The organism is Actinoplanes sp. CA-142083 (assembly GCF_050942195.1).
Lineage (GTDB): Bacteria > Actinomycetota > Actinomycetes > Mycobacteriales > Micromonosporaceae > Actinoplanes.
Genome location: NZ_CP192076.1, coordinates 2,544,090 through 2,562,382, shown reverse-complemented (window position 1 = coordinate 2,562,382; position 18,293 = coordinate 2,544,090). Strand labels below are relative to the sequence as shown.

Below are 18,293 nucleotides of genomic sequence, written 5' to 3'. Positions count from 1 at the left end.
ACAAGGGTCAGAACAGGCGTGGGGTGACTACCGAGACGACGGTGGTCACGGCGTCGGTGTCGTTGTACATGCTGTGCGGAACCGATGAGCGCAGGTGCACGCTGTCGCCGGGCAGCAGCCGGTGCTCGACGCCGTCGACCTCGTAGAGCAGCTCGCCGGTGATCACGTACGCGAATTCCTCTCCGGCGTGACCGTACGCGGCCTCGCGCTGCCCTCCCGGCGCGATGTGCACCAGCATCGGCTCCAGCACCAGGCCCGCGCCCCGCTCCGACAACATGCGGTAGGTCTGCTGGCCGGACACGTACTGGGTGGCGGCGTTCTCCGCCCGGGTCAGCGTGAAATGGCCGGGCAGCGGCGGCACGACCGGCTCGTGCGGCGCGGCGGGGGTCGCGTCGAAGAAGTCGGACACCGACTGGCCGAGCGCGCCGGCCACGCTGCCCAGGGCGGTCAGCCCGATCGACGAGATGCCCCGCTCGACCTGGGAGAGGAAGCCGATCGACAGGCCCGAGCGCGACGCCAGGCTGCGCAACGTGAGGCCGCGCTGCTTGCGGAACTCGCGGATGCGCGGCCCGACCTGCGCCGAAGGGGTGTCCTCGAGCTGCTCCGTGGCTGGCACACCGACCTCCCGTGGAAATGACCAGTGGTGTTTGATCGTACCTAATTTTCACCAGGCGGTCATGAACCGATCGGCGTGATCGGCTGCCAGGACAGCGGGGTCGACAGGACCATCGTGCTGGAGGGTGTGCCGTGCGCGCCGAGACGGTCGATCACCTCCTCGAACGCCTCGATCGAGGCCGCCGCGACCTTGAGCACGCAGCAGGTGTCGCCGGTGACCCGGCTGATCTCCAGCACCTCGGGCCAGGTCGGCACCTTGTCGTCGCGCAGCACGCAGGTGGGCCCGTAACAGGACATCCGGATCAGCGCGAGCACCTCCCGCCCGGTCTTGGCGAGGTCGACGTGGGCGTGGTAGCCGGTGATCACCCCGGTCTCCTCGAGCCGGCGCACCCGCTCGGCGACCGCGGGCGGCGACAGGTGCACCCGGCGGGACAGCTCGCTGTAGGAGAGGCGCGCGTCGTCCTGCAGTTCGCGCAGCAGAGCCCAGTCCATGGCGTCCATCCGGTCGCACCTTCCGATCGAAAACCGATCTCGCGAATCTAGCCCCCAACCACGGGTAATCGGTGGTCAGCACCGTTAAATCGGCATTCCGGAGGAGGCGCTCGCGGAGAAAGTATGGAGCGCGTGGAATCCGTGGACACTGCGGTCGTACGGCCGACGACGGCTGCGCAACGAGACGAACGGTCGGCCCGTAACCAGGGGCGTCCGACGCTGGAGTTCGGGCAGCGCGTGCCCTACGACTCCTACGTGCACGCCAGCACGTTGCACACGCTTCAGCGCACGCTCAGCGGCGACCCGGGCGAGATGTCGTTCCTGGTCGTCAGCCAGATCATGGAGCTGTATTTCAAGCTCATCCGGCACGAGCTGATCCAGGCTCGCGATCACGTCCGCGCTGATCAGCCGTGGCCCGCGCTGGCGCCGCTGCGCCGCGCCGCGCTGCACCTGGAGGGTCTCAACGCGGCGTGGCAGACGCTGCGCTGGATGACCCCGGGTGACTTCAACCGCTTCCGGGATCTGCTCGGCGAGGGCTCGGGTTTCCAGTCGGCGATGTACCGGCAAGTGGAATTCATGCTCGGCCTGCGCAACCCGGCCCTGATCCGCCCGTTCCGCGGGTCCGCGGCGTTCGACGAGCTCACCGCCGCGATCCAGGAGCCGAGCCTGTGGGACGAGGTGATCGCCCTCCTGGCCCGCAGCGGCCACGACATCGACCCGGAGCTGGTCGGCCGGGACAAGAGCCAGGAGCACGAGCCCGATCCGACGGTCGCCGAGGCGTGGGTGCACATCTACCGCAACGACGGGCCCGACAACCACCTGCGGATGCTCGGCGAGGCGCTGACCGAGGTGGCCGACCGGTTCGGCGACTGGCGCTACCTGCACCTGAAGGCGGTCCAGCGGACCATGGGCGCCAAGACCGGAACCGGCGGCTCGAACGGGGTGGCCTGGCTGCAGCGCAGCATGGGCCGCACCGTCTTCCCCGAGCTGTGGACCGCGCGAACGGACATGTGATGGACCTGGACGAGAAGGACCCCGGCCACCGTCACCTGTTCCACATCCCGCCGGCCGAGGGCGGCGGCTACCCCGAGGTGGCGTACTTCGCCGGCAACTCGCTCGGGCTGCAGCCGAAGGCCACGAGGACGGAGCTGAACGAGGACCTCGGCGAGTGGGCGCGGCTCGGCGTCGAGGGCCACCTGGACGCGGGCCGGCCGTGGCTGCCGTACCACGAGCTGCTGACCGCCCCAGCCGCCCGGCTGGTCGGCGCGCTGCCGTCCGAGGTGGTGGTGATGAACTCGCTCACCGTCAACCTGCACCTGCTGATGGTCTCGTTCTACCGCCCGGCCGGTAAGCGAACGAAGATCGTCATCGAGGACGCCGCCTTCCCCTCCGACAGCTACGCGGTCCGCAGCCAGGCCCGCTTCCACGGCCTGGACCCGGACGAGACGGTCGTCCGGCTGAAGCCCCGCGAGGGCGAGGACACGCTCCGCGTGGACGACGTAGTCAGCCAACTAACCGACGAGGTGGCGCTCGTGCTGCTCGGCGGCGTCAACTACCTCACCGGCGAGCTGATGGACATCCCCAGGATCACCGAGGCCGGCCGGGCAGTCGGCGCGGTAGTCGGCTGGGACCTGGCGCACGCCGCCGGAAATGTCCCATTACAGCTTCACGAGTGGGGCGCCGATTTCGCGGCCTGGTGCTCGTACAAGTACCTGAACTCCGGCCCCGGCGCGCTGGCCGGCGTGTTCGTGCACGAGCGCCACCACGGCAACCCCGAGCTCCACCGCTTCGAGGGCTGGTGGAGCACCGAGCCGTCCACCAGGTTCGAGATGACAGCCACCTCCCGCCCGCCGCGCAGCGCCGACGCCTGGCAGGTCTCGAACCCGCCGATCTTCGCGATGGGCCCGGTCCGCACCTCGCTGCGCATCTTCGACGAGGTCGGCATGGCCGCCCTGCGCGAGCGCAGCCTGCGCCTGACCACCTACCTGCGCGGCTTCCTCGACCAGGTGACAGCCACCCGCCCGCTCTCCGTGATCACCCCGCGCGAGCCGGAGCGGCACGGCTGCCAGCTTTCCGTACGGCTGCACGAGGGCAACGCGGGCGCGCTCACCAAACGGCTGCGCTTCGAGCACGGCGTGATCGCCGACGCCCGCCAGCCGGACGTCGTCCGGTTCGCGCCGGTGCCGCTCTATTCCACCTACGAGGACTGCCGCCGGGCCGCCGACGCCCTCGCCAAGACCGTGGAGGAAAACCGATGAGGGAACACGTCGCGGTGATCGGCGCCGGGCTGACCGGCGGCCTGCTCGCCTGCTATCTGGGCCGCCGCGGCTACCGCGTGGATGTCTACGAGCGCCGTCCGGACCCGCGGCTCACCGGCGCCGAGCGCGGCCGCTCGATCAACCTGGCCCTCTCCGAGCGCGGCATCGACGCCCTGCGCCGCATCGGGCTGGCCGAGGAGGTGCTCGCCGACGCGCTGCCGATGCGCGGGCGGATGGTGCACCCGCTCGGCGCGGAGCCGAACTTCCAGCCGTACAGCATTTCCGGGGACCGGGCGATCAACTCGATCGGCCGGGGCGCGCTCAACGACGCGCTTCTCGACGCGGCGTCGGCGACGCCCGGTGTGACCATCCACTTCGACCATCCGCTCACCGAGCTCGATCCGGAGACCGGGACCCTCGGCTTCGCCGATGGAAGTCAGGCCAAGGCGGACATCGTTCTGGGTGCCGACGGTTCCGGTTCCGCGACACGAGGGCTGCTTCTCGCGTACGCCGGGGACGCTTTCGAAGAGACGGTGAGTTTCCTCGACTACGGCTACAAGGAACTGACCATCCCGGCCCGGGACGGCGGCTTCGCGCTGGACCCGGGAGCGCTGCACATCTGGCCGCGCGGCACCTCCATGATGATCGCCCTGCCGAACCCGGACGGCTCGTTCACCGGCACCCTGTTCTGGCCCAACGGCGGCGCCGGCAGCTTCGCCTCGCTGGGCAGCCCGGCCGCGGTCGAGCGGCACTTCCGCAAGAACTACCCCGACCTGATGGAGCTGATCCCCGACCTGCCCGGCGACTACCGGCACAATCCGGTCGGCCTGCTCGGCACGGTCAAGTGCGGGCCGTGGCAGATGCTGGGCCGGGTCGCGCTGATCGGCGACGCCGCGCACGCCATCGTCCCGTTCTACGGCCAGGGCGCCAACGCCGCGTTCGAGGACGTCGTCGAGCTCGACCGCTGCCTCGAAGCCACCGGCGACGACTGGTCGGCCGCGCTGCCGCTGTACGAGCAGGGCCGCCGCGAGAACAGCGAGGCGATCGCCGAGATGGCCCTCGCGAACTTCGTGGAGATGCGCGACAAGGTCGCCGACCCGCTGTTCAAGCTGGGCAAGAGCATCGAGCACACCCTGGAGCGACTGCTGCCGGGCGTCTATGTTTCGCGGTACGAGCTGGTCTCGTTCTCCACCACGCCGTACTCGACGGTCCGCCGCCGGGTCCGCCGCCAGCACCAGGTCCTCGCCGGGGTGGCGGCGGCCGCCGGCGTGGTCGCGGCGGCCCTGATCGGAAAGGCGGTGCGCCGATGAAGGTGCTGCGCAACTTCGTGGCCGGCGAGTTCCGGGCGCCGAGCGACACGTTCGCCAAGTTCTCCCCGGTCACCGGCGAGCAGGTCTTCACGGTCACCGAGTCGGACCGCGGCATCGTCGACGAGGCGGTCGCCGCCGCGCGCGACGCGGTGCGCGGACCGTGGGGCCGCACCACCGAGCAGGAGCGCGCGGCGACGCTGCGCCGGATCGCCGACGAGCTCGACAAGCGGTTCGACGAGCTGGTCGAGGCCGAGGTGGCCGACACCGGCAAGACCATCGCGCAGGCCCGCACGCTCGACATCCCGCGCGGCGCCGCGAACTTCCGGTCGTTCGCCGACATCGTGGCCGCCACCGGCACCGAGTCGTTCACGACGGCGACCGCGAGCGGCGGGCGGGCGCTGAACTACGCGGTCCGCAAGCCGATGGGCGTCGTCGCGATCATCGTGCCGTGGAACCTGCCGCTGCTGCTGCTCACCTGGAAGGTCGCGCCCGCGCTGGCGTGCGGCAACGCGGTCGTGGTCAAGCCCAGCGAGGAGACGCCGGCCTCGGCGACCGTGCTGGCCGAGGCGATGGCCGCCGCCGGCGTGCCCGAGGGCGTCTTCAACCTCGTGCACGGGCACGGCCCGGAGGCGGCCGGCGAGTGGCTCACCACCCACCCCGACGTGGACGCGATCACCTTCACCGGCGAGTCGGCCACCGGCTCGGCGATCATGCGCGCCGCCGCCGACGGGGTGAAGGCGGTGTCGTTCGAGCTCGGCGGCAAGAACGCCGGGCTGGTCTTCGCCGACAGCGACCTGGACGCCGCCGTGGCCGGCAGCGTCCGGTCCAGCTTCACCAACGGCGGTCAGGTCTGCCTGTGCACCGAGCGCCTGTACGTGCAGCGGCCGGTCTTCGACGAGTTCGTCTCCCGCCTTGCCGCAGCCGCGAAGGAGCTCACCTACGGCTGGCCGACCGACGAGGGCACCGGCACGATGCCGCTGATCTCGAAGGCGCACCGCGACAAGGTGCTCGGCTACTACGACCTCGCCCGGCAGGAGGGCGCCACCGTGCTGGCCGGCGGCGGCGTGCCGCACCTCGGCGACGCGCGCGACGGCGGCTCCTACATCGAGCCCACGGTGATCACCGGTCTCGGTCAGGACGCCCGCGCCGTACGGGAGGAGATCTTCGGCCCGATCTGCCACGTCGCGCCCTTCGACGACGAGGAGGAGGCCTTCGCGCTCGCCAACGACAGCGCCTACGGCCTCGCGGGAACCGTCTGGACCCGCGACGTCGGCCGGGCCCTGCGCGCCGGGAGCCGCCTCGACGTCGGGCTCGTCTGGGTGAACACCTGGTTCCTGCGAGACCTTCGCACGCCGTTCGGCGGCATGCGAGCCTCGGGGGTGGGCCGCGAGGGCGGTCGCCACTCGCTCGATTTCTACTCGGAGTACACGAATGTCTGCGTGGACATGGCATGACAACTGTCGTTGACGAGCTTCTCGACGCCTACGCGTCGAAGAAGCCGATCGCCCCGGTGCGCGAACGGCTGATCCCGGTCGGCGACATCGACGCCGCCTATGCGGCACAGCGGGCCCAGGTCGAGATCTGGGTGAAGGCGGGACGCCGGCCGGTGGGCGCGAAGATCGGGCTGACCGCGCCCGCCGTGCAGCGCCAGCTGGGCGTCGACCGGCCCGATTTCGGCGTGCTGCTGGCCGACATGGCGGTGCCGGACGGCGCCGAGATCGACCACGGCTCGCTGCTGCAGCCACGGGTCGAGGCGGAGGTGGCGTTCGTGCTCGGCGCCGATCTGCCCGAGCGTCAGGTGACCGTGGCGGACGTCGTGCGAGCCACCGACTTCCTGCTGCCGGCCATCGAGGTGGTCGACTCGCGGATCGCCGGGTGGGACATCACCATCGTGGACACCGTCGCCGACAACGCGTCCAGCGGTCTCTATGTGCTCGGCACGTCGCCGCGGCGGATTTCGGATGTGGACCTGCGGCTGTGCGGCGCGGTGCTGGAGCACGCGGGCGAGCCGGTCTCGGTGGGCGCGGGCGCGGCCTGTCTCGGCAATCCGCTGCACGCGGTGGCCTGGCTGGCCACGACACTGGCCGCCGCCGGAAGCCCGCTGCGGGCCGGCGACGTGGTGCTGTCGGGCGCGCTGGGCCCGATGGTCCCGGCGAAGACGGGCGCGTCCTACGAGGCGCGGATCTCGGGGCTGGGATCGGTGCGGGCGAACTTCTCGACGGGAGAGCAAAGATGACGGTCGGCGTGGCCGTGATCGGGTCGGGCAACATCGGCATCGACCTGATGTTCAAGGTGCTGCGCACCTCCTCGGAGCTGCGGATGGTGGCGATGGCGGGCATCGACCCCGATTCGGACGGGCTGGCCCGTGCGAAGCGGCTCGGCATCGCCACCACCGCTAAAGGCGTCGAAGGGCTGGTCGCGCTGCCGGAGTTCGCGGATGTGGGGATCGTCTTCGACGCCACCTCGGCGGGCGCCCATCGGCACAACGACGAGGTGCTCAAGGCGTACGCGGTGAAGGTTGTCGATCTGACGCCCGCGGCCATCGGGCCCTACGTGGTGCCGCCGGTCAATCTGGCGGCGCACCCGGGCGAGCGCAACGTCAACATGGTGACCTGCGGTGGCCAGGCGACGGTGCCGATCGTCGCGGCCGTCGCCGCGGTGACCCCCGTCGCGTACGCCGAGATCGTCGCCTCCATCGCGTCGAAGTCGGCCGGTCCGGGCACCCGGGCGAACATCGACGAGTTCACCGAGACGACCGCGCGGGCCCTCGAAGTCATCGGCGGCGCGGACAAGGGCAAGGCGATCATCGTGCTGAATCCGGCCGAGCCGCCGCTGCTCATGCGCGACACGGTCTACTGCCTCTGCCCTTCCGTCGCTGATAGAACAGCCATCGCGGCATCGATCACGGCGATGGTCGCTCAGGTCCAGGAATACGTGCCGGGGTATCGCCTCAAGCAGGAGGTGCAGTTCCGGACACTCGACGACGGGCTGCTCGTGTCGGTGTTCCTAGAAGTCTCGGGCGCGGGGCACTACCTGCCGGAGTACGCCGGAAACCTCGACATCATGACGTCGGCGGCCGTGCGGACCGCGGAACGGATGGTGGCGGCATGACCGACTGCACCGGAGTCAGCGAAGCGTTCGTAGGGCCAGAAGGGCACGCCAAAGGAGGCTCTGCATGACCGAGATCTACGTGCAGGACGTGACCCTGCGGGACGGGATGCACGCCATCGGCCACCGGTACACGGTCGAGCAGGTGCGGCAGATCGCCGCGGCCCTGGACGCCGCGGGCGTGGCCGCGATCGAGGTGGCGCACGGCGACGGGCTCGCCGGGTCGAGCATCAACTACGGCCGGGGCGCGGCCGCCGACGCCGAGTGGATCAGCGCGGCCGCCGACGTCATGCGGAACGCCAAGCTGACCACGCTGCTGCTGCCGGGCATCGGGACGATCGCCGACCTGCGGGCGGCCCGCGACCTCGGGGTGACCAGCGTGCGGATCGCGACGCACTGCACCGAGGCGGACATCTCCGCGCAGCACATCGGCTGGGCCCGGGAGAACGGGATGGACGTCTCCGGGTTCCTGATGATGTCGCACATGAGCCCGCCGGCCGAGCTCGCCAAGCAGGCGAAGCTGATGGAGTCGTACGGCGCTCACTGCGTCTACATCACCGACTCCGGCGGGCGGCTCACGATGAACGACGTGGCCGAGCGGGCCGACGCGTACCGGCAGGTCCTCGACGCGGGCACCGAGATCGGGATCCACGCGCACCACAACCTGTCGCTGGGCGTGGCCAACAGCATCGTGGCCGTCGAGCACGGGGTGTACCGGGTGGACGCGTCGCTGGCCGGGATGGGCGCGGGGGCCGGCAACGCGCCGCTGGAGGTCTTCGCGGCGGTGGCCGAGCTGAACGGCTGGAAGCACGGGTGCGACGTGTTCGCGCTGATGGACGCGGCCGACGACATCGTGCGGCCGCTGCAGGACCGGCCGGTGCGGGTGGACCGGGAGACGCTGTCGCTGGGCTACGCGGGCGTGTACTCGTCGTTCCTGCGGCACGCGGAATCCGCCGCGTCGACGTACGGCGTGGACGTGCGCACGATCCTCGTCGAGCTGGGCCGTCGCCGGATGGTGGGCGGCCAGGAGGACATGATCGTGGACGTGGCGCTGGATCTTGTTGGAGAGACGAAGAATGACTGACTACGCCGACGCGCTCGACGACGCGCTCACCGGGGTCAAGGAGCTGCGGTCGGGCTCCTTCGCGACCGATGACCCCTACGCGGTGCAACGGGACGTGGTCGACCGCCGGCTGGCCCGGGGTGAGAAGGCCGTGGGGATCAAGCTCGGGCTGACCAGCCGGGCCAAGATGCAGCAGATGGGCGTCGACGAGGTCATCTGGGGGTGGCTCACCGACGCGATGCGGATCGCCGACGGCGGCTCCCTCGACCTGTCGCAGCGGATCCACCCGAAGGTCGAACCGGAGGTCGCGTTCCTGGTGCGCGGCGGGGAGATCGCGGCCATCGCGCCGGCGATCGAGGTCATCGACTCGCGATGGCTGGACTTCAAGTTCACGCTGCCCGAGGTGATCGCGGACAACACGTCGGCGGCCGGGTTCGTGGTGGGGAACTGGCAGCCGGTTCCGGCCGGCGTCGAGAACCTGGGTGTGCTGCTCGAGATCGACGGGCGCGTGGTGCAGATCGGGTCCACGGCGGCGATTCTGGGCGATCCGCGGCGGGCCTTCGCCGAGGCGGCGCGGCTCTACCCCGGCCGGGCCATCCCGGATGAGTCGATCGTGCTGGCGGGGGCGGCCACCGCGGCCGTGTCCGTCAAGCCCGGCTCCGCCGTACGCGTCGAGGTGGAAAAGCTTGGGACCGCTCAGCTGAAGGTTTCGTCGTGACCGCGCGGGTCGTGGCCGGCAAGGCCACGCCACGCGGGAGGTTTCCGCATGTGAAGGTGGCCGGCGGGTTCGTCTTCGTGAGCGGGACCAGCAGCCGGCGGCCGGACAACACGATCGTCGGCGCTTCCGTCGACGCGCTCGGGACCACTTCGCTCGACATCGCCGCGCAGACCCGGGCGGTTATCGGGAACATTTCAGACATTCTCCGCGAGGTTGGCGCGAGCCTGGAAGATCTGGTCCAGGTCACCACCTATCTCGTCAACATGAATGACTTCGGCGGCTACAACGCGGTATATGGCGAATTTTTCGACGAAAACGGGCCGACGCGAACGACCGTCGCCGTGCATCAGCTGCCCCACCCCCACCTGCTCATCGAGATGCAAGCCGTAGCGATCCTGCGCAAGGAGGCACAGCCATGACCGACCCGATCAACTTCCCCGGCTGGATCGACGAGAACAAGCACCTGCTCAAGCCCCCGGTCGGCAACAAGCAGATGTTCCCGACCGGCGACGACTTCATCGTCATGGTGGTCGGCGGCCCGAACTCGCGCACCGACTTCCACGTCGACCCGTACGAGGAGTTCTTCTACCAGGTCAAGGGCAACATGCACGTCAAGACGATGACGCCCGAGGGTCCGAAGGACGTGCACATCCGCGAGGGCGAGATGTGGGTGCTGCCCGGCAACACGCCGCACTCCCCGCAGCGGCCCGAGACCGGCTCGATCGGCCTGGTAGTCGAGCGGGTCCGCGAGGAGGGCACGCTCGAGAAGTTCCAGTGGTACTGCTTCGACTGCAACGCGCTCGTGCACGAGGTCGAGCTGCAGGTGCGCGACATCGTCGAGGACCTGCCGCCGGTGTTCACCGCGTTCTACGAGGACGAGAAGGCGCGCACCTGCGACAACTGCGGCGCGCTGCATCCGGGCAAGGGCTGATGGAGGTCATCGACGTACACACCCACGTCGTGCCGAAGGGCTGGCCGGACCTTGCCGTGGCGTGCGGCGGGGACGGCTGGCCCTGGCTGAAGGTCGAGACCGAGCGCGAGGCGGTCATCATGATCCGCGATCGCGAGTTCCGCCGGATCGACTCGTCGTGCTGGGATCCGGCCGTCCGCTTCGCGGACATGGCCGACGATGGTGTGTCACGGCAGGTGGTTTCGCCTACGCCGGTCTTTTTCGGTTATGACCGTACGCCTTCGCAGGCCGCTCGTTTGGCGCGGATCTTCAACGACTTGGCACTGGACGTCACGGCCGGCGACTCCCGGCTCATCCCGTTCTGCCAGGTGCCGCTGCAGGACCCGGCGGCCGCCTGTGCGGAGCTGGATCGCTGCCTCGCCGCCGGGCACGTGGGCGTGGAGATCGGCAACCACGTGGGCGACCGCGATCTGGACGACGCCGGGATCGTGGAGTTCCTCCAGCACTGCGCTTCCGTGGGGGCGCCGGTCTTCGTGCACCCGTGGGACATGCCGGAGGGGCCGCGGCTCGACCGGTGGATGGCGCGCTGGCTGACCGGGATGCCGGCCGAGACGCACCTGTCGGCGCTCGCGCTGGTGCTCGGCGGGGTGCTCGACCGGGTGCCCTCGTCGCTGCGGCTCTGCTTCGCGCACGGGGGCGGCAGCTTCCCGTACTGGCTGGGGCGGGCGGACAACGCCTGGGAGCGGCGCGGCGACATCGTACGCGGGAAGTCCACGATGCCGCCGAGCTCCTATGTCGACCGCTTCTACGTCGACTCGGTCGTGTTCAGCGAGCCGGCGCTACGGCTGCTCGTGGACACCATGGGCGAGGACCGGGTCGTGGTGGGCAGCGATTACCCGTACCCGCTGGGCGAGCGGCCGGCGGGCGCGGTGGTGCGGAACGCTACGTTCTTGAGCGAGGCGCAGCGGACCAAACTGCTGAGCACCAACGCCCTGGAGTTCCTCGGTCTATGAAAATCGTGGTTTTGGACGACTACCAGCGGGTGGCGCGCCGGTACGGGTCGTTCGAGTCGCTGGACGCTGAAATCGTGGTGCTGCACGAGCATCTTGACAGGCCGGCCGAGGCCCTGCGTGGCGCCGACGTCGTCGTCGCGATGCGGGAACGCACCCCCTTTTGACGATTTCCCGGATTTGAAGTTGCTGGTCACCACCGGCATGGCCAACGCCTCGATCGACCTGGCGGCGGCCGCACGCGCCGGCGTCACGGTCTGCGGCACCACCGGCTCGGGGGTCAGCACCGCCGAGCTCGCCTGGGCGCTGATCCTCGCCTGCCGCCGCCACGTGGTCACCGAGGACCGGGCCCTGCGCGAAGGCCGCTGGCAGACCACCGTCGGCTTCGACCTGGCCGGCGCCACGCTCGGGGTGCTGGGCCTGGGCCGGCTGGGCAGCAAGGTCGCACGGGTCGGCCAGGCGTTCGACATGCGGGTGATCGCCTGGAGCCAGAACCTCACCGCCGCCCAGGCCACCTCGGCCGGCGCGACGCTGGTGACCAAGGAGGGGCTGCTCGCCGCCGCCGACGTCCTCACCGTCCATCTGAAGCTGAGCGACCGCACCCGCGGCCTGATCGGCGCTCCCGAGCTGGCCGCCATGAAGCCCTCCGCCGTGCTGATCAACACCTCGCGCGGCCCGATCGTCGACGAGGCCGCGCTGGCCACCGCCCTGACCGCCGGCACCATCGCCGGCGCCGGCCTCGACGTGTACGACACCGAGCCGCTCCCGCTGGGCAATCCCCTGCGCGGCGCGCCCAACACGGTCCTGACCCCGCACCTGGGTTACGTCACCGACGCCACCTACCGCGCCTGGTACGAGCAGATCGTCGAGAACATCGCCGCCTGGCAGGCGGGCACCCCACTGCGGGTCCTGACGCCTTCCGCGGGGTGACGTGCGATCCTCTCCCGATGTGGAGAAAGATGTGGCGTGCCGTCGGATCGTGGCCCGGTTTCACGCCGATGGCCCGCAGCCTGGTCGGCGTCGACCGCTGGCTCGGCCGGGTGACCCGCGGCCGCGTCGTGGCCCTGGGCATGGCCCCGTCGCTGATGCTCACCACGACCGGCCGGCGTAGCGGGCTGCCCCGGAGCAACCCGCTGCAGTACGTCCGCGACGGCGAGAGCCTCATCGTCATCGCCTCGAACTGGGGCGGCGAGAAGGACCCCGCCTGGGCCTGGAACCTGCGCGCCAACCCCGCCGCACACGTGACCCTGGGCGGCCGCGAGCTGCCGGTCACCGCCGTCGAGGCCGAGGGCGAGGACCGCCGGCGTCTCTGGAACCTGATCGTCGACCAGTGGCCGGGCTACGAGGCGTACCGCACCCGCGCCTCCCATCGCACGCTGCGGATTTTCCGTCTGTCGCTCAGCAACGCCTCAGACTGAGGGTGATAAAACCCGGACCATGCGCATCGTGTTCGTCGCCGCCCCGCTGCAGGGGCATCTGCTGCCGCTGATCCCGCTGGCCGCGGCCTGCCGCGACGCCGGGCACGACGTGATTCTGGCGTCCGGGGGCTTTCCGTCTGATGTGCGCGGGCTGCGGACCGCCGACATCGGCGGCGGGTTCAGTCTGCCGCGCAGCGCGATCCGAGTTGCCCTGCGGCATCCGCGCGTGGCCCGTGACGAGATGCGCGGCGTTGCCGGGCTCGCGATGGTCGGCGAGCTCTTCGGGCGGGCCAACCTCGCGCTGGTCGAGCCGCTGCAGGCGCTGGCCGAGCGGGAGCAGCCCGACCTGATCGTCTTCGAGTCGCTGGGCGAGGCGGGCGCGATCGTCGGCGGGCGGTTGTGCATCCCGACGGCGTTGCAGGAAAACACGCTCTGGCCCGCTCCCGACCTCTTCCGCGCGGTCACCACCAGCAGCACGCTGGCCAAGCTCGACATCCCCAACCCCGAGCTGACCATCACTGTCATCCCGCCGAGCATGCGCGACGCGCCCGCGCCGGAGGCGATCCCGATGCGGCCGGTGCCGTGGTCGGGCGGCGGCGATATCCCCGACTGGCTGCTCGCGCCGGGCGAGCGGCCCCGGGTTCTGGTCAGCCGCAGCACCCTCGCGGGGCCGAACGACGGCGATCCGGGGCCGGCGGTCATCGCCGCGGCCGGCGCGGTCGACGCCGAGTTCGTGCTGGTGCGGCCGGCCACCACCCGCGGGTTGCCGGCGAACGTGCGCGCTGTCGACCGCGTACCGCTGGATCTTGCTCTGCCCCATGCAGCGGCCTTTGTCCATCACGCCGGGGCCGGAAGCGTCCTCGGCGGCCTGGCCGCCGGCCTGCCTCAGCTGACCACGCCGGGCGCCGGCGACCGCCGCCACAACGCCGAGTTGCTCGCCCGACGCGGCGCGGGGCTGGCGGTCGAAGCCAAGGCCATCACGGCGGCCGACCTCACGCGGCTGCTGACCGACGAGAGCCTGCGCGCCGCGGCGCAGGAGGTGGCGGCCGAGATCGCCGCGATGCCGGCGCCGGCCACTGTGGTTCCCGAGCTCGAAAAGCTCGTAAGCGGCTGACGCGACCGGGCTTTCGTGCAGGATGTACGAAAGCCAGTCGAGTGGAGGGAACCGAGCCGCATGTGCACTGTCGACTCAACCCTGACCCGCCGAGCCGCGCTCTTCGGAGGCGCGGCCGTTGTCGCGTCCGCGGCGATGGCCACGCCCGCCGAGGCGAGCGGGCACGGTCTGCGCGATCTGACCTATCCCCTGGGCCCCGACACCCCGGCCTTCTCGCCCGGCGAGGAGGCGGTCCGCCGCACCGTCACGACCATCGAGGACGACGGCTACTACATGCAGGAATGGCGGATCATCGAGCACATCGGCACCCACGTCGACGCGCCCGCGCACTTCACCGCGGGCGGGCGGGTGTCGACCGAGCTGCGGCCGTCCGAGCTGATCATCCCGGCCGTCGTCATCGACATCGCCGCGCGGGCGGCCCGCAACCCCGACACGGTCGTGACGGTCGACGACCTGCGAGCCTTCGAGCGCCGCCACGGCCGCATCCCCGACGACGCCGCCGTGCTCATGTATTCCGGCTGGGGCGCCAAGGTCGGCGACCCGGACGCGTACCGCGGCACCGACGCCGCCGGCACGCTGCACTTCCCCGGCTTCGGCGTGGACGCCTGCGAATGGCTGCTGAGCAAGCGCCGCATCCGCAGCCTCGGCGTCGACACGCTCAGCATCGACCCGGGCATCTCCGAGGAGTTCGAGACGCATCTGGCCCTCACCGGCGCCGACCGCTACGGCCTGGAAAATCTGGCCAACCTCGACCGCATCCCCCGGGAAGGCGCCACGATCATCGTCGGCCTGATCCCGTACGAGGGCGGCTCCGGCGGACAGGCACGCGTGTTCGCCAAGTGGTGACAACAATGCGGGCCCGGCCGATCGGCCGGGCCCGCTTTCACCAGAACCTCAGGCGAGGTCGTAGCGGTCGAGCTCCATGACCTTCGTCCAGGCGGCGACGAAGTCGTTCACGAACTTCTCGTGGGCGTCCTCGCTCGCGTACACCTCGGCGACGGCCCGCAGCTGCGAGTTCGAGCCGAAGATGAGGTCGACCACCGAGGCGGTCCACTTCACCTCGTCGGTGGCCACGTCGCGGATCTCGTACACGTACTCCTCGGACTCCGACGCCTTCCACCGGGTGCCCGGGGAGAGCAGGTTCGCGAAGAAGTCGTTGGTCAGCACGCCCGGCTTGTCGGTGAGCACGCCGTGCCGGGTGCCGCCGTTGCCGAGGGCCCGCAGGCCGCCGACGAGCACGGTCATCTCGGGCGCGGTCAGGTTCAGCATGTACGCGCGGTCGACGAGCAGGACCTCGGGCTGCTGCTTCTCGCCGGCGCGCAGGTAGTTGCGGAAGCCGTCGGCCCGCGGCTCGAGCACCGCGAACGACTCGACGTCGGTCTGCTCCTGGGTGGCGTCCGTGCGGCCCGGGCGGAACGGCACGGTCACCTTGACGCCCGCGTCGCCCGCGGCCTTCTCCACCGCGGCCGAGCCGGCCAGCACGATCAGGTCGGCCAGCGAGATCTGCGCGCCGCCGGCGGCGTTGAACTCGCGCTGGATGCCCTCCAGGGCCGCCACCACGGAAGCAACCGGCTGGTTGACCTCCCAGCTGCGCTGCGGCTCGAGGCGGATCCGGGCGCCGTTCGCCCCGCCGCGCTTGTCGGTGGAGCGGAAGCTGGCGGCCGACGCCCACGCGGCCGAGACCAGCTCGGACACGGAAAGGCCGGACTCCAGCACCTTGGCCTTGAGCGAGGCCACGTCGAGCTCGCTGACCAGCGCGCCCTCGGCGGCCGGGACCGGGTCCTGCCACAGCTGCGGCTCGGCGATCCAGGGGCCGAGGAAGCGGCTGACCGGGCCCATGTCGCGGTGCAGCAGCTTGTACCAGGCCTTGGCGAACGCGAGCGCGAACTCGTCGGGGTTCTCCAGGAACCGGCGCGAGATCGGCCCGTACGTGGGGTCGAAACGCAGCGACAGGTCGGTGGTGAGCATCGTGGGGACGTGCTTCTTCGCCGGGTCGTACGCGTCCGGGATGATCGCCTCGGCGTCCTTGGCGACGTACTGCTTGGCGCCGCCGGGGCCGGTGGTGAGCTCCCACTCGTACCCGAAGAGGATCTCGAAGAAGCGGTTGCTCCACTGCGTCGGCTTGTCGGTCCAGGTGACCTCGAGGCCGCTGGTGATCGTGTCGGCGCCCTTGCCGGAGGCGTGGCTGCTGAGCCAGCCGAGGCCCTGCGCCGAAAGCTCCGCGCCCTCGGGCTCGGGGCCGACGTGGTTGTCGGCGATGCCGGCGCCGTGCGCCTTGCCGAAGGTGTGGCCGCCGGCGATGAGCGCGACGGTCTCCTCGTCGTTCATCGCCATCCGGCCGAAGGTCTCCCGGATGAAGTGGGCGGCGGCCAGGAAGTCGGCGCTGCCCTTCGGGCCCTCGGGGTTGACGTAGATGAGGCCCATCTCGGTCGCGCCGACGCCCTCGCTCATCGTCTTCTCCGAGGCGTAGCGCTCGTCGCCGAGCCAGGCGTCCTCGGGACCCCAGAAGATCTCCTCGGGCTCCCAGGTGTCGACGCGGCCGAAGCCGAAGCCGAAGGTCTTGAAGCCCATCGACTCCAGGGCCACGTTGCCGGCGAGCACCAGCAGGTCGGCCCAGGAGATCTTCTGGCCGTACTTCTGCTTGACCGGCCAGAGCAGGCGGCGGGCCTTGTCGAGGTTGGCGTTGTCGGGCCAGCTGTTGAGCGGGGCGAACCGCTGGCCGCCGTCGCCGGCGCCGCCGCGGCCGTCGTGGATGCGGTACGTGCCCGCGGCGTGCCAGCTCAGGCGGATCATCAGACCGCCGTAGTGGCCGAAGTCGGCCGGCCACCACTCCTGCGAGGTGGTGAGGACCTGGACGATGTCCTGCTTGAGGGCGTCGACGTCGAGCTTGGCGAACTCGTTGGCGTAGTCGAAGTCGCCGGCCAGCGGGTTGCTCTTGGACGAGTGGGCGTGCAGCACCGACAGGTCGAGCTGGTTGGGCCACCAGTCCTTGTTCGTCCGCGGGCGTCCACCGGTGTGCGGGCGCGGCGAGTCGATCGCGGGGTTCTCGCTCTCGCTGCCGGTTGCGGTCACCGAGTCGTGCGCGACCGGGCAGCCAGAGGCCTTCGGGTCCTGGGTGTCGCTCATCAGATTCCTTCCGAACAGTCGGGGCAGGTGCCCCAATACACGACTTCCGCCTCGTCGATCACGAAGCCGTGATCGTCCGAGGCGGTGAGACAGGGGGCATGGCCGGCGGCGCACTCGACGTCGGCGATCGCGCCACAGGAGCGGCAGACGACGTGGTGGTGGTTGTCACCCACCCGGGCCTCGTAGCGGGCGGTCGCGCCGGCGGGCTGGATGCGCCGGATCAGGCCGGCGTCGGTGAGCGCTCGCAGCACATCGTAGATCGCCTGGTGGGAGACCGTGGGGTGATCGGCGCGCACCAGCTCGATCACCGTGTCGGTGTCGACGTGCCGGTGGTCGCGCAGCGCGGCGAGCACCGCCAGACGCGGACGGGTCACGCGCAACGAGACCGACCGCAGCTGCGCTGCCGGGTCGGATGTCACCGGACCAACGTAGGACCTAATCTGGAATAAATCAAGAATAGGAATCAGGGCTGGATAGGGGGTCAGGGCAAGAACAGTGTCCAGCTCTCCTCGGTGACGAAGCCCATCCGCTGGTACAACGGCAGGCCGGACGCGGAGGAATGCAGGAACGGCAGCGAGCTCCGCGTGCCGAGCCCGTGCTTGCGCGCGGTCAGCTCCACCTCGGCCGGGACCTCGTTGCCGCGGATCTGAATGCTCCACGCCACGAGACGGCGCGGGCCCAGGACAGAACGGCGGCATCGATCGGATTCGCATCACTGTTCACGGGTCCGGACCCTATGCCCGTTTCGTCAAGCGCGCTCGTACGGGATCTTCTCGCCCGCGTGTCTAGCCTGGAGAAGAGCGATGCAGGAGACAGAACTCGTTGCCCTCCGGGTCGGCCAGCACGGTGAAGCCCTCGTCGCCCTTCTGCCCCACGTCGGCCCGCACCGCGCCCAGCGACAGCAGCCGGACCATCTCGCCCTCGACGTCGCCGTCGATCGCCACCAGGTCGGGGTGGTCGCGGTTCTTGCCGGCCTTGGCCGCGCCGGTGGGTTGCAGCCAGACGCTGAGCCCGCCGCCCGGCGGCCACAGGTGGGCGTCGCCGTCGGTGCCGAAGTCGACGCGGTAGCCCAGCACCGCCGACCAGAACTCCGCCATGCGCGCCACGTCGTGCACGTCCAGCGTCCACTGCGCGAACCTGCTCGTCATGCC

22 protein-coding genes are annotated in these 18,293 nt (G+C 70.6%); 16 read left to right on the top strand and 6 right to left on the bottom strand.

The genetic code is table 11. The features are described 5' to 3' along the window. Window positions 1-7: 7 nt before the first annotated feature. Window positions 8-616, bottom strand: coding sequence for a helix-turn-helix domain-containing protein (locus tag ACQPZX_RS12140; protein WP_433378691.1), 609 nt, complete (start codon window positions 614-616; stop codon window positions 8-10). Window positions 617-675: 59 nt separating this feature from the next. After that, the gene (locus tag ACQPZX_RS12135) at window positions 676-1,116 is read right to left on the bottom strand and encodes an Lrp/AsnC family transcriptional regulator (protein WP_433378688.1); all 441 of its coding nucleotides are present in this window, start codon (window positions 1,114-1,116) and stop codon (window positions 676-678) included. A 114-nt stretch (window positions 1,117-1,230) separates the two neighbouring features. Here ACQPZX_RS12135 and ACQPZX_RS12130 point away from each other — a divergent pair, with 114 nt between their 5' ends. The 16 genes from ACQPZX_RS12130 to ACQPZX_RS12055 all read left to right on the top strand — a co-directional run bounded on the left by ACQPZX_RS12130 (window position 1,231) and on the right by ACQPZX_RS12055 (window position 14,862). Next, window positions 1,231-2,121 (top strand): tryptophan 2,3-dioxygenase, encoded by an 891-nt coding sequence (locus tag ACQPZX_RS12130; protein WP_433378685.1) that lies wholly within the window; start codon window positions 1,231-1,233, stop codon window positions 2,119-2,121. Then, complete coding sequence (gene kynU / locus ACQPZX_RS12125) at window positions 2,121-3,365, top strand: kynureninase (protein WP_433378682.1); 1,245 nt, start codon at window positions 2,121-2,123, stop codon at window positions 3,363-3,365. The genes ACQPZX_RS12130 and kynU overlap by 1 nt, the downstream gene beginning before the upstream one ends. Next, on the top strand, window positions 3,362-4,675 hold the full coding sequence (locus ACQPZX_RS12120) for an FAD-dependent oxidoreductase (protein WP_433378679.1): 1,314 nt from the start codon (window positions 3,362-3,364) through the stop codon (window positions 4,673-4,675). The genes kynU and ACQPZX_RS12120 overlap by 4 nt, the downstream gene beginning before the upstream one ends. Continuing rightward, window positions 4,672-6,129 (top strand): 2-hydroxymuconic semialdehyde dehydrogenase, encoded by a 1,458-nt coding sequence (locus tag ACQPZX_RS12115; RefSeq protein WP_433378676.1) that lies wholly within the window; start codon window positions 4,672-4,674, stop codon window positions 6,127-6,129. Before ACQPZX_RS12120 ends, ACQPZX_RS12115 begins: the two co-directional genes overlap by 4 nt. Beyond that, window positions 6,126-6,911, top strand: a complete 786-nt coding sequence (locus tag ACQPZX_RS12110) for a 2-keto-4-pentenoate hydratase (protein ID WP_433378673.1) — start codon at window positions 6,126-6,128, stop codon at window positions 6,909-6,911. The genes ACQPZX_RS12115 and ACQPZX_RS12110 overlap by 4 nt, the downstream gene beginning before the upstream one ends. After that, the gene (locus ACQPZX_RS12105; protein ID WP_433378670.1) at window positions 6,908-7,786 is read left to right on the top strand and encodes an acetaldehyde dehydrogenase (acetylating); all 879 of its coding nucleotides are present in this window, start codon (window positions 6,908-6,910) and stop codon (window positions 7,784-7,786) included. The genes ACQPZX_RS12110 and ACQPZX_RS12105 overlap by 4 nt, the downstream gene beginning before the upstream one ends. 64 nt (window positions 7,787-7,850) lie before the next feature. Next, entirely contained in the window at window positions 7,851-8,867 is a 1,017-nt protein-coding gene (dmpG, locus tag ACQPZX_RS12100) for a 4-hydroxy-2-oxovalerate aldolase (RefSeq protein ID WP_433378667.1), read from the top strand. Further along, a complete protein-coding gene (locus ACQPZX_RS12095; RefSeq protein WP_433378665.1) occupies window positions 8,860-9,564 on the top strand; it encodes a 2-keto-4-pentenoate hydratase in 705 nt (234 codons plus the stop codon). Before dmpG ends, ACQPZX_RS12095 begins: the two co-directional genes overlap by 8 nt. Then, on the top strand, window positions 9,561-9,983 hold the full coding sequence (locus ACQPZX_RS12090) for a RidA family protein (RefSeq protein ID WP_433378662.1): 423 nt from the start codon (window positions 9,561-9,563) through the stop codon (window positions 9,981-9,983). Before ACQPZX_RS12095 ends, ACQPZX_RS12090 begins: the two co-directional genes overlap by 4 nt. Then, a complete protein-coding gene (locus tag ACQPZX_RS12085; RefSeq protein ID WP_433378659.1) occupies window positions 9,980-10,495 on the top strand; it encodes a 3-hydroxyanthranilate 3,4-dioxygenase in 516 nt (171 codons plus the stop codon). The genes ACQPZX_RS12090 and ACQPZX_RS12085 overlap by 4 nt, the downstream gene beginning before the upstream one ends. Next, window positions 10,495-11,487, top strand: a complete 993-nt coding sequence (locus ACQPZX_RS12080; RefSeq protein ID WP_433378656.1) for an amidohydrolase family protein — start codon at window positions 10,495-10,497, stop codon at window positions 11,485-11,487. Before ACQPZX_RS12085 ends, ACQPZX_RS12080 begins: the two co-directional genes overlap by 1 nt. After that, the gene (locus tag ACQPZX_RS12075; protein ID WP_433378653.1) at window positions 11,484-11,651 is read left to right on the top strand and encodes a hypothetical protein; all 168 of its coding nucleotides are present in this window, start codon (window positions 11,484-11,486) and stop codon (window positions 11,649-11,651) included. Before ACQPZX_RS12080 ends, ACQPZX_RS12075 begins: the two co-directional genes overlap by 4 nt. Window positions 11,652-11,664: 13 nt before the next feature. Continuing rightward, window positions 11,665-12,414: a D-2-hydroxyacid dehydrogenase family protein gene (locus ACQPZX_RS12070; RefSeq protein ID WP_433378650.1), complete on the top strand. Its 750-nt coding sequence runs from the start codon at window positions 11,665-11,667 to the stop codon at window positions 12,412-12,414. Between the two features lie 17 nt (window positions 12,415-12,431). After that, window positions 12,432-12,902, top strand: a complete 471-nt coding sequence (locus ACQPZX_RS12065; protein WP_433378647.1) for a nitroreductase/quinone reductase family protein — start codon at window positions 12,432-12,434, stop codon at window positions 12,900-12,902. Window positions 12,903-12,921: 19 nt separating this feature from the next. Continuing rightward, window positions 12,922-14,016, top strand: coding sequence for a nucleotide disphospho-sugar-binding domain-containing protein (locus tag ACQPZX_RS12060; protein WP_433378645.1), 1,095 nt, complete (start codon window positions 12,922-12,924; stop codon window positions 14,014-14,016). A 60-nt stretch (window positions 14,017-14,076) separates the two neighbouring features. Then, the gene (locus ACQPZX_RS12055) at window positions 14,077-14,862 is read left to right on the top strand and encodes a cyclase family protein (protein WP_433378642.1); all 786 of its coding nucleotides are present in this window, start codon (window positions 14,077-14,079) and stop codon (window positions 14,860-14,862) included. A gap of 48 nt (window positions 14,863-14,910) precedes the next feature. Here the strand turns inward: ACQPZX_RS12055 and katG are convergent, their stop codons facing one another. From katG to ACQPZX_RS12035, 4 genes are all read right to left on the bottom strand, one after another. Then, window positions 14,911-17,142, bottom strand: a complete 2,232-nt coding sequence (katG, locus tag ACQPZX_RS12050) for a catalase/peroxidase HPI (RefSeq protein WP_433378640.1) — start codon at window positions 17,140-17,142, stop codon at window positions 14,911-14,913. Continuing rightward, a complete protein-coding gene (locus ACQPZX_RS12045) occupies window positions 17,142-17,561 on the bottom strand; it encodes a Fur family transcriptional regulator (protein WP_433378637.1) in 420 nt (139 codons plus the stop codon). The genes katG and ACQPZX_RS12045 overlap by 1 nt, the downstream gene beginning before the upstream one ends. A 62-nt stretch (window positions 17,562-17,623) precedes the next feature. Continuing rightward, on the bottom strand, window positions 17,624-17,806 hold the full coding sequence (locus ACQPZX_RS12040) for a hypothetical protein (RefSeq protein WP_433378635.1): 183 nt from the start codon (window positions 17,804-17,806) through the stop codon (window positions 17,624-17,626). A 121-nt stretch (window positions 17,807-17,927) separates the two neighbouring features. After that, window positions 17,928-18,290: a VOC family protein gene (locus ACQPZX_RS12035; RefSeq protein ID WP_433378632.1), complete on the bottom strand. Its 363-nt coding sequence runs from the start codon at window positions 18,288-18,290 to the stop codon at window positions 17,928-17,930. Window positions 18,291-18,293 lie beyond the last annotated feature (3 nt).

Excerpts from the sequence above, each read along its gene's own strand:
- ACQPZX_RS12075 (WP_433378653.1), top strand. The coding sequence starts at position 11,484 with ATGAAAATCGTGGTTTTGGACGACTACCAGCGGGTGGCGCGCCGGTAC.
- ACQPZX_RS12060 (WP_433378645.1), top strand. The coding sequence starts at position 12,922 with ATGCGCATCGTGTTCGTCGCCGCCCCGCTGCAGGGGCATCTGCTGCCG.
- ACQPZX_RS12110 (WP_433378673.1), top strand. The coding sequence starts at position 6,126 with ATGACAACTGTCGTTGACGAGCTTCTCGACGCCTACGCGTCGAAGAAG.
- ACQPZX_RS12130 (WP_433378685.1), top strand. The coding sequence starts at position 1,231 with ATGGAGCGCGTGGAATCCGTGGACACTGCGGTCGTACGGCCGACGACG.
- ACQPZX_RS12135 (WP_433378688.1), bottom strand. The coding sequence starts at position 1,116 with ATGGACGCCATGGACTGGGCTCTGCTGCGCGAACTGCAGGACGACGCG.
- ACQPZX_RS12115 (WP_433378676.1), top strand. The coding sequence starts at position 4,672 with ATGAAGGTGCTGCGCAACTTCGTGGCCGGCGAGTTCCGGGCGCCGAGC.
- ACQPZX_RS12035 (WP_433378632.1), bottom strand. The coding sequence starts at position 18,290 with ATGACGAGCAGGTTCGCGCAGTGGACGCTGGACGTGCACGACGTGGCG.
- ACQPZX_RS12065 (WP_433378647.1), top strand. The coding sequence starts at position 12,432 with ATGTGGAGAAAGATGTGGCGTGCCGTCGGATCGTGGCCCGGTTTCACG.
- ACQPZX_RS12080 (WP_433378656.1), top strand. The coding sequence starts at position 10,495 with ATGGAGGTCATCGACGTACACACCCACGTCGTGCCGAAGGGCTGGCCG.
- katG (WP_433378640.1), bottom strand. The coding sequence starts at position 17,142 with ATGAGCGACACCCAGGACCCGAAGGCCTCTGGCTGCCCGGTCGCGCAC.
- ACQPZX_RS12120 (WP_433378679.1), top strand. The coding sequence starts at position 3,362 with ATGAGGGAACACGTCGCGGTGATCGGCGCCGGGCTGACCGGCGGCCTG.
- ACQPZX_RS12095 (WP_433378665.1), top strand. The coding sequence starts at position 8,860 with ATGACTGACTACGCCGACGCGCTCGACGACGCGCTCACCGGGGTCAAG.
- ACQPZX_RS12055 (WP_433378642.1), top strand. The coding sequence starts at position 14,077 with ATGTGCACTGTCGACTCAACCCTGACCCGCCGAGCCGCGCTCTTCGGA.
- ACQPZX_RS12105 (WP_433378670.1), top strand. The coding sequence starts at position 6,908 with ATGACGGTCGGCGTGGCCGTGATCGGGTCGGGCAACATCGGCATCGAC.
- kynU (WP_433378682.1), top strand. The coding sequence starts at position 2,121 with ATGGACCTGGACGAGAAGGACCCCGGCCACCGTCACCTGTTCCACATC.
- ACQPZX_RS12085 (WP_433378659.1), top strand. The coding sequence starts at position 9,980 with ATGACCGACCCGATCAACTTCCCCGGCTGGATCGACGAGAACAAGCAC.
- dmpG (WP_433378667.1), top strand. The coding sequence starts at position 7,851 with ATGACCGAGATCTACGTGCAGGACGTGACCCTGCGGGACGGGATGCAC.